The following is a 14,588-nucleotide window of genomic DNA, read 5'->3' as shown; positions in this document are numbered from 1 at the left end:
AGACCATGCTTAACGCCCTGAAATATGAATTTCAATCCACGCTCCCCGTGAGGGGAGCGACTGAAGTCCAGCGACAAGACCACACTGGAGTATCTATTTCAATCCACGCTCCCCGTGAGGGGAGCGACAAACGGTTTGCGCCTGGTAGGCATCTATGTAGACATTTCAATCCACGCTCCCCGTGAGGGGAGCGACATCAAGTGGTGTCAGTGGGAACCAATATATCAAATTTCAATCCACGCTCCCCGTGAGGGGAGCGACGGACGAGATGGCACGGCTTTATCCGAGGTGAGCTATTTCAATCCACGCTCCCCGTGAGGGGAGCGACCACTCATTCATGATAAGGGCATAAGCTCGGAAAGATTTCAATCCACGCTCCCCGTGAGGGGAGCGACCTTGGGGAACTGAGAGAAATCACCAAACTGACCTTATTTCAATCCACGCTCCCCGTGAGGGGAGCGACATGATTCCAGGTAAGACGGTTAGGTACAAAAAAATTTCAATCCACGCTCCCCGTGAGGGGAGCGACCTTTAAAGGCATTTGAGATTGGTATTCTTCCTTCAGATTTCAATCCACGCTCCCCGTGAGGGGAGCGACTCCTGAGTTTGATAAGCAAGGCGTGATGACTCTTATTTCAATCCACGCTCCCCGTGAGGGGAGCGACGCTTATCGTGTGAAAACGTTCACTAAGTGGTCGATTTCAATCCACGCTCCCCGTGAGGGGAGCGACAGCAGATATGTACAAATACATACCAGCAAATTTATAGAACCTACACAAAGATAAGCTCGACTGCGTAAAATTTGTGAAAAACATGTTTTCTAAGCCACAGGAAAGGGCCCCATTTTGGTGCGAACATCCCGGAAAACATGTGACAGCTGCCCCTTCGCACTGTTACAGGATCAGCGGTTCTTCCGGCAGATAAGAGGCCTTACAGCCAAAGTGCTCGATTTTACGCTCGTATCGCTTTCCAAGATAGTAAAAGCGCAGACTGTCTTGTTCCGGATCCATGATGGACAGGAGCTTGGCCTGAAGAACTTTGCATTGGGCCGTATCCAGCAGACATTCAAACACCGAGCACTGCACACGCTGCCCATAGTTGACGCACTGTCTGGCGATCTGCCGCAAGCGCCTGCGTCCGGCAGCGTCCTCCGTATTGACATCGTATGTGATCAGTACCAGCATAGCGTCCTCACTTCCACAAAAAGGGCGGATAGGCATCCAGGTCGCCTCTCAGCTTTCGGGCCAGAAGCAGGGCCTGCAGGTAAAGGACCAGCCCCCACGGGACCTTCTCGCCCAGAAAGGGATGGGTCAGGAAGTCTTTTTTGCGCTCCTGCCACCGCTGGAGAAAAACACGCCTTCCATTTTCGCTAAGAAATACACCGCCATTCTCACGGTATTCAAAGTCCGACTTCTGGAAGATGCGGTTGTTGATACAGGTCAACACAAAACGGTCCGCGATACAAGGGCGAAATTCCTCCATCAGATCCAGTGCCAGGGAACTGCGGCCCGGCCGGTCCCGGTGAAGGAACCCCACATAGGAGTCCAGGCCAACACTCTCCAGGGCCCAGGCGCAGTCGTGGGATAACAGGCTGTATGCGAAAGAAAGGAGCGCGTTCACCGGGTCCTGCGGCGGCCTGCGGCTGCGGGTCCGAAAATGAAAAACAGTCGGGTCGCCTAATATGAGTTGATCGAATACGCCGAAATAGGCGGTGGCACCAGCCCCTTCCAACCCCCGCAGACAGTCCAGATCGGTCGATTCCAAAAGCTGGGGCAGCAGCTCCCTCAGATGGCCGGACACCTCCTTGAGCCGCTGAATGTCCATCCGCGGGCCGTGGTCCCGGCAGGTGCGCTCGATGCTCCAGCGGGCGTTGTGGACCTTGCCGAAGACCATAGCGCGGGCAATAGCGCAGCTCTGCGCCAGATCGTCCGCCGCCCGATACTGTGCCCGGCGCAGGAGCACGTTCCCGTTGGCCTCGCCGGTGACCCGAGCCAGGAATTTTCCCCAGGGCGTACAGAAGGTCAGGGAGATCCCCCGCTGGGCGCAGGCCCCCATCAAGGCGGGAGAGGCGCCGGGATAGGAAAAAGAGAGAATGGCAGACAGAGTGTGGAGCGGGTATCGGGCCACCTCCCGCTTTTCCCGGCTGGCCACTACGTTTTCCCCATCCAGGGAGAGATAGATATCCTCCGAGGTCACAAACAGGGTGTTGAGCAGATGTCTCATGGCTCTCCCTCCATAGCCTGACGCAGATAGGTGGCCACATCGCGCCTCTTCATCAGTGCGGGCAGACACAGATCCTTCAGGGAGCAGGCACCGCATCCTTTGGTCGGCTTCACATTTGGCGTATGGCCCCGGCGGTAGAGCTGGTGCATCTCCTCCACCATGGCACATACCTGCTGCCGGAGCTCCGGTGTAAAGCAGACCGCCGCCCGCCGCCGGGTCTCCCCATAGAAGAGGGCCCCCTCCAGAACGATACAGCAGAGCATCTCCTCCAGACACATGGCCTGGGCGCACAGCTGCAGCTCGTCCGCTTGATGGGCCTTGGGCCGGCCCCGCTTGTACTCCACCGGGAAGGGGAGCCAAAGTCCTTCTTCTCCGTGGAGGGGTACGCCCTTTGGGTCGGCGTGGAACTCCACCACATCACATTTCCCGGAGATGCCCAGCGAGGGAGAGACAACGGACAGCCCCCGGAGGATCAGGAAATCGCCCCGGCGCTCCCGCGCCTGCTCATCGTGGGCGCGGCGGTGGAACAGGTCGCCCTCTACCGTGCGCAGATTTTCCTTCCACTGCTGCTCGATGTGGATGAGTGCCCACTGCCGCCGGCAGAAGGCAAAATGCTGTAGACCGGATAACTGGAGGAAGTCCTCCTCGGCGTAGATCACCCCATGCGCTGACATGTGACGCCGGCTGGCAGGGCGGTCTCGTCCACAGAGACGGTGTAATCCTGATAGGAACGGGCAGGTGCGGTGCTGTCCGGGTCTTTCCGGCTGACCGTCACCGCATCAAAGAGCTTCCAGGCGGGGGCGCAGCCCAGTTCGCTGCTGTGCCTGAAGACGATCAGCTCCCGTACCGCCATCTTACCCCGGGCGGCGGAGTGGTCATGCTCAAACATGTTGAGGATGGCCTCCCACAGAAGGGATAGGTCCTCCTCGGAGAAACCGGTAGTCTTGCGGGCCAGATTGGCGGAAATATAGCCCTCACAGCGGTAGAGACCGTAGGGGACAATATACTTTCGGCCCATTTCAGTCCCTTTTTTCTCGGCGTCAGCTTCGGTGGTAATGGCCACGCGGGTGATGGTGACTTCCTGAGGTACCACCGTCTCCACGCTGCGGGCGAAGCCCAGCTGCACAGGCCCCCGGACCTGGCCGCAGTTCAGCGCGGCCTTGACAAAGGTGGTCATCACCGCGCCGAAGGTGCGGATGTCGTAGAAGTTGGCGCACATCCAGTCCCGGAGCTTCCGGTCCAGATCGGGGTCAGCCTTCTTTTTCTCCTTCACATTTTTTTCGGTGACATCCAACTCGGCGTAAGCCTCCCCATCGCTGCGGTTCAGGGGCACGCCGTCTTTCACATAGATACGGTAACCGGTGGCGTCCTCCTTTACCGTCTCCACATAGTTGCGGATCTTTCGCTTGAGACACACATCAGTGACGAGGCCCAGGCCGGTCTCCGGGTCCACCCGGGGCATATTGCCGGCGTCGGGGTCGCCATTGGGGTTGCCGTTTTCCACGTCGAAGAGAATGACAAATTCATAGCGGTTCTTGATGGGCTCAGACATCTTATTTTTCCTCCTTCTTCTCAAAACGGCTCTGGGTCTGATGGTAGTAGCCCAGCTGGAAACAGCCCTGCTGGGGCAGGCTCATGCGCGGGGGATAGCTCTCTCCCAGCTTGGAGATCAGCTCGGTGATCTGTTTATCATAATAGGTGCGCAGACCGGTATCCAGCTTTTTCAGGTGCTTCTGGGCCAGATTCACCAAAACCGGAAACACGATGGCAGGGGTAGCAGACGCCGAGTTGAAATACTTGTCCTTGATGGTGGCGTTGATCCCGGGGTTGGCGGCAGCCTGGACGGCCTCCAGCAGGGAGAAGAGCCGCCCCAGGTTGTAGGGAACGTTGGTGCTGTCTGGATTAAGAGACACGGTCAAAACCTCCTTTGGTACGTCAAAATGTGTATTTTTCAGGTAGTATGCCTTGAGAATGGCGGCCCGGCCACGGGTCACGCTGTGTTCTGCCCGGATACGCAGTACCACGCCATTGAGCAGAGTGGCCGGATAGTGGGTATCGGTGAGGACGGAGCGCAGCACCTCACCAGCCATATTGGGCGCCGGGGTCTTGTCACGGCTGTTCTGATTGACGGTCTCGTCCAGCAGCTTCCACATGGGGATGGTGTCAAATTTATCATAAGTGGGCTTGATGATCTCCAGCCGCTGCTGATGGGTCTGTGCATTGCGGAGAAAGGCCCCAAAGCTGTTGCGCAGGAAAAAGCGCACCGAGAGACGGGCTGCATTGGGGGAGAGTCCCAGAACATAGAATTCCATATTGGGGTCCATTCGTTCCTCGGCCAGTTCCGCAGTATTTCCGCTGCATAGCCTTTTTAATGCACCCTGTAGATCTGCCAGTGTATAGGCCGGTTCCTGCCCGAAGAACATCCAGCCCATCATGTTCTGGTAGACGTCCCCGCCGCATTTGGCCCAGCAGACCACCGTGGTATCCCCCATTCGGTAGACGTGTTCCCGATCAGAGAGCAGATGATTTAGGGCGGTGGTGTAGGCGAAGGCGGCGTATTTGCTGGTAGGAGCATTGTAGTTTTGTTCTTTCCCGTAGGAGCAGAAGGCAGGGGCGTTAAAGGATACCAGCGCCGCACCGCTGGATTGGGCGCCCTGTACATTTTTAATGGAGGGATGGATATTTTCCACCGGACCACGCTCTCCGGTGATCAGGCAGACCATCTGAGGGCCGTCCCCTTCTGCCTGATAGTGGTTGTCCCATGCCTGACGGACCAGCACATCCTGATGGACAAAGGTGCCATGATACCGAAACACAAGGTTGCATCCGGCCATGAGGTCCTCCCAGCAGGCGGCCAGCGCAGGATGGCTGCCTGCCTGTTCCGGCTGCCATGTCCGGAAAAAGGCCAGTACAGCTTGGGCTGCGGGGCTGTCTACCTCTGCCAGCAGTTCCTCGTGAAGGACCTTGCACGCCTGGAAACACTCCAATGTCCGCTGCGGTTTCCCCTTGTTGTCCACACCCAGCAGATAACCGGCGTTATCACAGAGAAAGTTGGCGGCTATCCCGCTGGCGCGCTTCACCGGCGCCGGCAGCCTCATGAGTTGGGGTGCCAGCACTGTTTTTTTTCCTTTGGCCTGCTCCGTCTGGACGGAGGCCACCTGCTCTAACGTGCCGTCCGTCCCGATGCACAGGGCGTAGGAGACTTTGACATCTCCCCAGCCGGGCGGAGAGATCTTACCGCTGTCTGCCAGCGTGCGGTAGTATTCCGTCAGTGCCTGTAAGATCATCGCCGCACCTCCTCACTGTTCCAGGGCGGGACCTCCAGCACTCCGTCCCGCAGCACGCCCCGGAAAAAGAGCGGGGTGATATTCTCCGGGTCGGTATAGTCCATGTCGTAGAGCATCCAGCCCAAGTCCCGCTCTCCTTTCAACTCATCAGGACAAGGTGGGATGCGATCACAGCGGCGGAACTGGGCGGGAAACTCCCGGCAGCCGAAATAGGGCTGGTGATAAAACTGCCCTCTCTGGATGCGCCGTTTTACGATGTCCTGAAATTTTCCGGGGTTGTCCCCCGGCGCGGCCTGGTCCGTCATCTCAAAATGGGCCTCGATCACATAGCGCACCTCCCGCAGCAACAGGGCGGCCCGCTGCTGGATATTTTCTGAGGTGCTGAGATACAGCGCGCCCTTCCCTCGTTCCATCACGGTTCTGGCAGCGCGGGCAGAGACGGTGGCTCTAACCTCGTTGCGCCGCAGATTGGTGAAACGGATGGGCGCACAAACGTAGATGCGGTCAATATACCACCATATACCGGGATGCCAATATATGGATTCTATCAGTCCGCGGGCCGCCGATGGGGTCATCACGTCATAGCTCACTCTTTCGGTCTTCATTTCCGGACGGCTAAAGAGGGCGTAATCCCCCCAAACCTCCAGTTTGATGGACATAGGCGTCACTCCTTTCCAAATTTTATGTTCCTCTGGACTCAGTGTATCACATGACAAGACATAATTCAATATAATCTTTTCTAAATCAATGAATAAATTGGACTTGTATCAAAAGAAATGATATGATATACTGAACAAGTCGCTTAACTGCGTGGGTTGAAATATTGATTTAGAGAAGATTCCCGGTGGAGCAATGGGGAGGCATGGGTGCCTCCCCATTGCTTTTAGATAAACAAACCCTTTCCACTATCGTCCTTCAGCGAGAGACCGGTCTTGTCAGAGTACAGGGATGGATCGCGCAGGACGGCTGCGCCGCTTTCCAGCACTTCCAGCTCTCCTGCTGCCTCCATGGAGGCAAAGTGCTTTTCGTAGACGGATACACCGTATTGCCCCAACTGCCGGAACAGCTTTTGCCCTCCTTCACCGGCGCACAATCGTTCCACCAGTTCTGCCCCCTCGCCCCACGGGATATAGACCGTCCTGGTGGGGGAGTCGATGAGGTAGAACCGCTCCGCCACGGTGCGGAAGGGGAAGAACTCCGACTGGAGGAGCGGCAGGATACACGCCTTATCCTGGGCGTCTTTTCCCTTCAGGTCCAGAAGCTCGTTAAAATAGTCGTGGATAGCCGCTGGAGATACGGGGTCCGGGTGGCGGGCCATCACCAGCCGCCCGGCGCCGATAGCGGTGGAGAAAAGAGGCGGAGCTTTTTCCTCTCCTTCAAAAATGGTGACCACGCTCTCCGTGGCCGCCCGTTTGCCCTCCCGATTGCACCGGCCGGCCGCCTGAAGGATGGAGTCCAGCCCGGCCAGCTCCCGGAACACCGCTGGGAAGTCCACATCCACCCCAGCCTCGATGAGAGAGGTGGAGACCACCCGGCAGGGGAGCCCCTCCTTCAAGCGGCGGCGTATCTCCGTCAGCTGCCGCTTCCGGTGGCTGGGACACATGAGGGTGGACAGGTGGAAGCTGCCCGGCCGGTCCAAACGGGCGTGTATCTCTTGGGCGGCCTTCCGGGTGTTGACGATGCACAGGACCTGACTGTGGGCATTGAGCTGTGCGGCCAAGTCATCCCAGGTGAGGCGGCTGGCCTGATGAAAGGAGGTCCGGCGGAACACCTCCCACCGGCAGGCATCGGGCGGACAGAGCTCCCGGATCGGGGAACCGGGGAGGAATTCCTGGAAGAGAGGGCCCAGGGCAGGCTGGGTGGCAGTACACAGGACGGCGGAGACGCCGTAATGGGCTGTGAGCTGGGAAATGGCCCAGACGCAGGGGCGCAGATAGGGGATGGGCAGCATCTGTGCCTCGTCAAAGACCACTACGCTGCCGGCGATGTTGTGGAGCTTGCGGCACTGGGAGGAGCGGCAGGCGTACAGGGATTCAAAAAACTGCACCGCTGTGGTCACCACCACCGGTATATCCCAGTTCTCCGTGGCCTTTGCCAGGCGGATGGTGTGGGGGTCTGCCTCCTCCTCCAGGTCATAGAGCACGTTAGAGTGGTGCTCCAGCACGTTCTCCGGGCCCAGGATCTTGCGGAATACTTCTGCCGTCTGCTCGATGATGGAGGTGTAGGGAATGACGTAAATTACCCGCCGCAGGCCATGCCGTTTCGCATGGGCCAGGGCAAAGGCCAGGGAAGCCACCGTCTTGCCGCCCCCCGTCGGGACGGTAAGGGTGAACAGGCCCGGCTGCTGGGATTCTCCCTCCCGGATGCACCGCTCCAGGACCTGGCAGCGCTGGCGGTCCAACTCTCCTTTGGGAGGGAACCAACCGGATATGTAGCGCTGGAGCCTGTCCCACAGCTGTTCCATCGACGTTTTGTTCCGCTCCCGTGCCTGGCCCTCCATAAAGGCCTCGGTATCCAAAAAGTCCGCGTCCACCAGGCAGGAATAGAGCATCCGTGTGAAAAAGACCCACTCCGGTCCCGGCTGCTTCACAAAGTCGGGGAGGGAGGCCTGTGGCAGAGACAGCTCCCTCTGCCAGTGCTCACAGGGCTCCAGCAGCCCGCGCTCGCCCCGCTTGAGCCTGCCCAACAGGGTGGCCTGCTCCGGGCCATCGGCCTGACTGCCGCCGTCCGGAAGGCCGCCGTGATGCCCGGCTACCGCAAAGGCGGCGAAGAGCTGTCTGCGCTGCCAGCACGCCGCGGCGCCCGCTGTGGAATGGTCTGTGACAGGGCCGCCGTGGAGCCGTGCCTGAAATGCCGCGCTATACTTTCCGATATCGTGGGCCAACCCTGCCAGCTCCGCCTGCTCCTCTCCGCTAAAGGGACGGGCAAATTCTTTGGCCAATGAAGCCGTTCCATATAGATGCTCAAAAATGTTTTGTGTGTGCCCTGTGGCTGAAATGTGTGCCAAGTAAGGAGAATGTTCCATGATGGAGCCCCTTTCATCTTATAGAGATGTAAATACTATCGCATAAGTGAAGTACAATAAAACGGACAATACATTCTAACGATCTCCGATTAAAATGATTGTTTTGTTGTTTGTTTATATAGACAAAACAGATATATTTATTGAATTTATATAAAATTTACTTTCCCAGTATATTACTATAACGAATAGAAGGAAATGTTTTCCTTCTATTCGTTTCTTATCTATGGAGAGGTAAACTGCATTGTTTGCAGAACCATACGGCAATATAACACTCAAGCATGGAGTTGATAGATCGACTGTGCTCTTGTTGTAACCTACAGCAACCTCTTAGCTTCGATCGCAACCCCTGTTTTCATGACTCTTGGCAAAGAGGCTTACTTCGTTTCTAGTTGGCCCATTCGAACGCAAGCATAGGCATTTTGATGTCGAAATGCTCTTGCGGAAGTGAACCACTGCCCCCTATGCCGCCTGCGGGCGGAGCATTCTGGCAAGGCTGCCAGAATGTCTTTTGGCGTTTAGATCGAGTTTAACCATATGGGTAAACCCGATCTACTCGTTTGGACTTCCAGCGAGGTTACCGGAAATCCACTGCACTGGACATCGGGTAAGGAGAGCTTCCACCAGTCCGTCCTCGTCGCGCCGCAGGCACTTCGCGGAACAGTCGGTAAAATGGCCAGAGCACAGTAGCACCATGACTGCCTGCCGGAAGCTGGAAAAGCTATCTGTCCCCCCGGCGGTCGTCAGCCCGCCGGATTCTTCTGAGCAGCGTAGACCAACCCGTTCAAAGGTCCGCTAAGCACCCCCTATTGCACACTCTAACGAGTATCCCCTTTGTTCCAACACATCGGCCGAGAACACGATCTCTGCCCTTATAAACGATCCTCACGGTATCTCCACACCTCCAAATCTGAGTTCGAGTATCTTATCATCGGAATGGTGGTTTTGCAATCATCTGTGCGGTAATTTTACGGAGCGTGGTTCAGTGCCAGGGTGTCCAATGAGATACCCAAAACCGATATAGGACAGGGAAACTCCTCACAATACGGATAGATGCGCACCTGTATCCGCATGAGTGGGGAAGAATACGCGCTGCCGAAACAGAAAAGCAAAGATGCAGGGATATCCGCCAACGCCTTGCTGATGAGAGGAGCCGAATCGAAGCCACCCCATGCTCTACTGGGACGAGGAAACAAGAGCAACCATCACCTTTGTGGGGTATCAACGCCATGGCTGGGATGTTCAACAGAGGTTGCAACGCCACCCAGCTGTTGGACTTTGTGCTCTACCAGATGGCCTAGGCGGAGGAAAATAGGGTACCCCTATGCGATATGAACACAAACCCCACCCGCCCATGCAGCCCGCATGACAGAGGAACACTACGCTGACATTCAAGGGCTGATATCCGAGTTGCTGTGGCTGTTCATCCAGTTCCATACAGCCAATGTTGTTGTAGTGGCTCTCCCTCGTCTGCTGTTGCGCATGCTTGCCTCAATTGACATCCTTTTCGTGGACCACAATCAACTCACTCAGCCGGAAAGTTAGCAGTTCGCTGAAGGCGCGTGAGAGAAAAAAGAGCCTCCGGCAGATACTGTCGAAGCAATATCTGCCGGAGATTCAGATACCTACAAAGTTGTCACTGTCAAGGGGCACCGCAACCGGTCAGCTCTCTTTTTTTATTAGGCCATCAAAAAAGACCCGGTTGTACAGGTAAGAGGGATCTTCCGGCTTATAGATGCCGGCACGATCATTATAGAGCCGCGCTTTTTCCGTATCTCCCAGGTGGTACCAGCACACGGCCAGCTGAATGCAGGGCAGGTAGCCATAACAGTCGGGGGTGACAAAGGCGCCGGCACGGTCCGGGCGGGGAAGGGTCAAAGCCAGCTCATACCAGTAGACTGCGGAACAGTAGTTTTCCGTCTGGAGAAAGCGCAGCCCAAGGGCGCAGCAGGTCTCAGCCCGCGGCGGTCCAAAAGCGAAGCTCTCCAACAGGGCGCGGAACGCTTCCCGGCGCCTCCCCAGGGCGTCATAGCAGTCGGCCAGGACACGGCAGGCGTCAATTTCGTTTTCGATCCAGCCCTGTCCTTCGTCAAGAAAACACTCGAATACCGATATGGCCTCCTGGTACTGCTGGTGGTAGTAAAGCTCCCGGGCATAGTAGAACTGCTCCCTGGGGGAGAGAGAAGCCCCACGGGCGAGCATCCCCTCGAAAATACGCAGATTCCGGTCCGGGTCGCCTGCCCGCGTTTTCTGATGGGTGACGGCCGCCTCGCCGTATACCACATTGCCCCAGGGGGCCACCGCCTCGTGCACCGCGCCCTGGAAGCGGCAGTGGGGGCCGCGTCGGAGGATCCGCTCCCGATAATAGGAAAATGTGGGGCGGCCCTGGCAGTCAAAGGCAATATGATAGGGGAGCATCACCACATCCGCTTCGGGCAGTTGGGTACGTTTCAGCGTGACTAGAGCCTCCCGGTCCGCCTCCAAAATCACGTCGTCCGCATCCAGCCACATGCAGTAATCCATGGAGGCCTGTTCAAAGGCGAAGTTCCGGGCCGCGGAGAAGTCGTCTACCCATGAAAAGGAAAATACCTTGTCGGTATATTGCGATGCAATTGCAGCGGTGCCGTCGTTGGAGCCGGTGTCTACAATCACAATTTCGTCCACAACGCCCTTTACACTCTCCAGGCAGCGGGGCAGGGTATCCGCCTCATTTTTCACAATCATGCACAGACTGATGCTACTCACAGCTCGCCTCCTCAAAAAGTGGTCGCGTCATCCTATGCCGGCGGGCATGTTTCCGTTCTCCGGCGCATACCTGTGTTCAGAGGGGGGATGGACATGACCTTTTTGGAGCGGCTGAGTGATTTCATTTGGAACCCTTGGCTGCTGGGACTCTTTTTACTCACAGGACTGTACTATTCCGTGCGCACCGGCTTCTTTCAGGTGTTTCGATGCAGACTGTGGCTGAGCACTACCCTTGGCGCTATTCTACGTCCCTCAAAAGCTGAAAAGGGAAAAGGCCTTACACAGTTTCAGGCCCTTTCGACCGCGCTGGCCTCCACCATTGGCACCGGTTCCATTGCGGGGGTGGCCGCCGCCATCTTTTATGGAGGCCCGGGAGCGGTGTTCTGGATGTGGGTATCCGCTTTCCTGGGGATGATGACCGGCTGCGCAGAGAAAACTTTGGCCGTGCGCTACCGTGAGCGGGCGGAGGACGGCAGCTGGCAGGGAGGTCCCATGTGCTATATGGAGCGGGGGGTGGGGAGCCGCACGCTGGCCGTACTCTTTTCCATGTGCTGTGTGGCGGCCTCGCTTGGGGGCGGGAATATGGTACAGGCTAATTCCATCGCCGCGTCTCTGGAGGCCTCCTTTGGCTGGAACCGGCTGATGGTGGGGGTCATAACCGCTCTGCTCACGGGTGTTGTCATTCTGGGCGGGATTGGGCGGATCGGAAAGGTAAGCGAGAAGCTGGTCCCGTGTATGGCGCTTCTTTTCATCGGCGGCGGTATTTTTGTGCTCTGTCGGCACGCTGCCGCGATTCCGGGCGCCCTGATGCAGATTGTATCAGGCGCGATGATGCCGAAGGCGGCCCTGGGAGGGGGCATGGGCTATGGCATGGCTGCGGCCATGCGCTACGGGGTGGCCCGCGGTGTTTTTACCAATGAGGCGGGTATGGGCTCCTCCGCCATGGCACATGCTGCTTCCAATGTGAAAGAGCCCGCGGAGCAGGGGATGTGGGGGGTATTTGAGGTCTTTGTCGCCACACTTTTGGTCTGTACAGTGACTGCCCTTGTCATCCTTACAACCGGGGTCTACCAGGAGGAAGCGGCTTTGGCTGCCATTCGGGACGGCACAGTGACCTCCGCCATGGTGGGGGCGCCGCTTTCGGCGGCCGCCTTTTCTACCGAATTTGGAGAGCTTGGGGGCGCGTTTGTATCAATTTGCCTGCTGCTTTTTGCTTTCACTTCACTGCTGGGGTGGAGCTACTACGGGGAACGGGGCCTGGAATATCTGACTGGAACGAGCCGCTGGCGCTGGCCCTACCGGGCCCTGTTTCTGCTGGCCATTGTGGGGGGAAGCGTGGGAGAGCTGGCCTCTGTATGGCAGCTGGCTGATATTTTCAATGGGCTGATGGCTTTGCCCAATTTAGCGGCTTTGCTGTTGCTTTCCCCTCAGGCCCTGGCGGTCTTAAACCAGTGGCAGCTGCGGCAGGATCGGCGAAAAAAGGTATAAAAAGAACGGGACGCAGCTGCGTCCCGTTCTTTTGCGATCTGGTTGGTTGTCAGGCGCCCTCGGGGGAGGGAGTCTGCTCCGCGGGCTCCGGCGTCTGGGCGCCCGATGGGGTGGGGGAGACGGCCGGCGGGGCAGAGGGAGGCGCAGCCTTTACCAAGGCGATGTCGGCGCCATCCAGGATAGAGGGGGTCTCGCCCTCCGCAGCGGGAGAGTGATGAATGGTAACTGTGTCCCCCACATTGAGGATCGCGGCGATGGTATTGCCGGAGACAGAAATAGAGTAATAGACCGGGTCCCCCTCCAGCTGAATCAGGTAATAGGTGCTGCCAGCCTCCACAAAAGAGCGGATATCAGATACAGTCCCTGTGACCTCGGTGCGGGGAAGCTCCTCTGGGGAGGCAATCCCCTTACTGGTCAGCAACTGGATATATTTCTGCTCACACTCGGAGACGGTGCTGCCCACGGCGACAATCTGATACTGCGCCACGTTGACCATGGCGTAGCTTTTGACCAGATTGGTGGCGTCCTTAAGGGGAATAAAGTAAGTGGGTTCATCCGCGATGTTCAGCAGCAGGGGGAAGGTAGCCTGGTACTTCAAATCCTGGACCGCGCCCTGGGCGGAGGCCATGGCGGCGTTCTCGGTAGCGCCGGGGGCCTGATAGAATTTGGTCTCCTTGGTGCGCTGATTGGAGAGCACAAAACCCAAATTGGACTGGTCGGCGTTGGCGGAGGTAACGCCAGTGTACATATACACGTCGTCATTGAGGGCGATATAGTTATAGCCCTGGGTTGTCACCGTCACATCCTTCTGGCCCAACACGGAGTTGAGCCAGCCGTTGACCAGGGTGCCGTGGTAGTCATACTGCTCCATAATCAGCTGAGGGGTGTAGAGGTTATCCACCCAGGTGGGGACCTCCTCGGAGTCATAATAGGTGCACGCACCGGTAACCGCGTCCACCAGAACCGCGCCTTGGATATCCGTTCCGCCGAACAGGCCGATGGTTTTCACCATTCGGGGCGCGATCCACCAGGGATGCCCTTGCTCGTCAATTTCAAATTTGGGGGTGGAGAACAGAAAGGTAGGATAGTGGAAGCGCAGGTGGCGGGAAATATTGCGGTTGAGCGGTTCGGAGAAGGAGTATTTGATTCCCTCGTCCAGACGTACCACGGTGGCCTCCTGCGTGACCATATTCACCACCACATAAGCAGGCAGGCCCTGAGAACGGTTGGTGAGCCATTTGATGATATCCGCGTAATCAATGGGGGCCACCCGCACCGGGCTGCCCTGATAGTTGATCTGGGTGGAATCATTAGAATATTCAAACTGGCTGACCATATCGCTGAGTGTACCCATCTGGCGGTCTCCCAAATAGTCGGCAGAGTCCCGGTCCAGGGTCGGAATTTCACTGAAGGAGATCTCCGCAATATCGGTGGAAAAGTCACCGTTTTCTACATGCAGCAGTTCCCGATAGGCGCTGGCGCGAAAGATGGGGAGTGAGATGGCTTCCCCAACGATCCCCACAACGATCAGCGCGGCAAAGAGAAGACCGACCGGCAGGCATTGTTTGCGGATAAAGGTAAAATATGCTCTGGGGCCGCCTCCATTCAGATTGAAGCCAGAGGTAACCAGCGCAGAAATAAAATAGACCACACAGAGGACACCGATAAAGGCATAGAAATCACCCGACTGGAGGTTGATGGCAGGCAGTGCCACATAGAAATAGATCAGCCCAAACACAGCAGTAACCGCTAGGTTGACCAGAATTTTGCCGAGCTTGCTCTTAGGCCCCCTGGATTTACGCGCAGTTTGTTTTTCGTTCAAC

Annotated in this window: 10 protein-coding genes and 1 CRISPR repeat array (1 of these 11 only partly in view); of the genes, 1 reads left to right on the top strand and 9 read right to left on the bottom strand. The window is 57.2% G+C overall.

The annotated features are described in order from the left end of the window. Positions 1–731: a CRISPR direct-repeat array (repeat unit 33 nt; unit sequence ATTTCAATCCACGCTCCCCGTGAGGGGAGCGAC); it reaches 107 nt to the left of the window's first position. A 162-nt stretch (positions 732–893) separates the two neighbouring features. The 8 genes from cas2 to H9Q75_RS02675 form a co-directional block, all read right to left on the bottom strand. Next, on the bottom strand, positions 894–1,184 hold the full coding sequence (gene cas2, locus H9Q75_RS02710; protein WP_186564613.1) for a CRISPR-associated endonuclease Cas2: 291 nt from the start codon (positions 1,182–1,184) through the stop codon (positions 894–896). A 7-nt stretch (positions 1,185–1,191) separates the two neighbouring features. After that, positions 1,192–2,223, bottom strand: a complete 1,032-nt coding sequence (cas1c, locus tag H9Q75_RS02705; protein WP_186564612.1) for a type I-C CRISPR-associated endonuclease Cas1c — start codon at positions 2,221–2,223, stop codon at positions 1,192–1,194. Next, entirely contained in the window at positions 2,220–2,897 is a 678-nt protein-coding gene (gene cas4, locus H9Q75_RS02700) for a CRISPR-associated protein Cas4 (protein ID WP_207720734.1), read from the bottom strand. The genes cas1c and cas4 overlap by 4 nt, the downstream gene beginning before the upstream one ends. Continuing rightward, positions 2,879–3,775: a type I-C CRISPR-associated protein Cas7/Csd2 gene (gene cas7c, locus H9Q75_RS02695; protein ID WP_186564611.1), complete on the bottom strand. Its 897-nt coding sequence runs from the start codon at positions 3,773–3,775 to the stop codon at positions 2,879–2,881. The genes cas4 and cas7c overlap by 19 nt, the downstream gene beginning before the upstream one ends. Position 3,776: 1 nt before the next feature. Beyond that, positions 3,777–5,510 carry a type I-C CRISPR-associated protein Cas8c/Csd1 gene (cas8c, locus tag H9Q75_RS02690; protein WP_186564610.1) on the bottom strand — a complete coding sequence of 578 codons (1,734 nt, stop codon included), beginning with the start codon at positions 5,508–5,510 and terminating at the stop codon, positions 3,777–3,779. Further along, entirely contained in the window at positions 5,507–6,169 is a 663-nt protein-coding gene (cas5c, locus tag H9Q75_RS02685) for a type I-C CRISPR-associated protein Cas5c (RefSeq protein WP_186564609.1), read from the bottom strand. The genes cas8c and cas5c overlap by 4 nt, the downstream gene beginning before the upstream one ends. A 224-nt stretch (positions 6,170–6,393) precedes the next feature. Next, positions 6,394–8,535, bottom strand: coding sequence for a CRISPR-associated helicase Cas3' (gene cas3, locus H9Q75_RS02680; protein WP_186564608.1), 2,142 nt, complete (start codon positions 8,533–8,535; stop codon positions 6,394–6,396). A gap of 1,659 nt (positions 8,536–10,194) precedes the next feature. After that, on the bottom strand, positions 10,195–11,277 hold the full coding sequence (locus H9Q75_RS02675) for a glycosyltransferase (protein ID WP_186564607.1): 1,083 nt from the start codon (positions 11,275–11,277) through the stop codon (positions 10,195–10,197). 93 nt (positions 11,278–11,370) lie between these two features. On the opposite strand from H9Q75_RS02675, the gene H9Q75_RS02670 reads away from it, so the two are divergent. Beyond that, a complete protein-coding gene (locus H9Q75_RS02670; RefSeq protein WP_186564606.1) occupies positions 11,371–12,765 on the top strand; it encodes an alanine/glycine:cation symporter family protein in 1,395 nt (464 codons plus the stop codon). A gap of 49 nt (positions 12,766–12,814) precedes the next feature. On the opposite strand, the gene H9Q75_RS02665 is transcribed toward H9Q75_RS02670, so the two are convergent. Then, positions 12,815–14,587 (bottom strand): CvpA family protein, encoded by a 1,773-nt coding sequence (locus H9Q75_RS02665; protein ID WP_243200646.1) that lies wholly within the window; start codon positions 14,585–14,587, stop codon positions 12,815–12,817. Position 14,588 lies beyond the last annotated feature (1 nt).

It is taken from the genome of Lawsonibacter celer (assembly GCF_014281125.1).
In the GTDB taxonomy this organism is placed as follows: Bacteria; Bacillota; Clostridia; order Oscillospirales; family Oscillospiraceae; genus Lawsonibacter_B; species Lawsonibacter_B celer.
The sequence above is the reverse complement of the archived record's forward strand: the minus strand, read 5'-3'. Positions and strand labels throughout refer to the sequence as shown.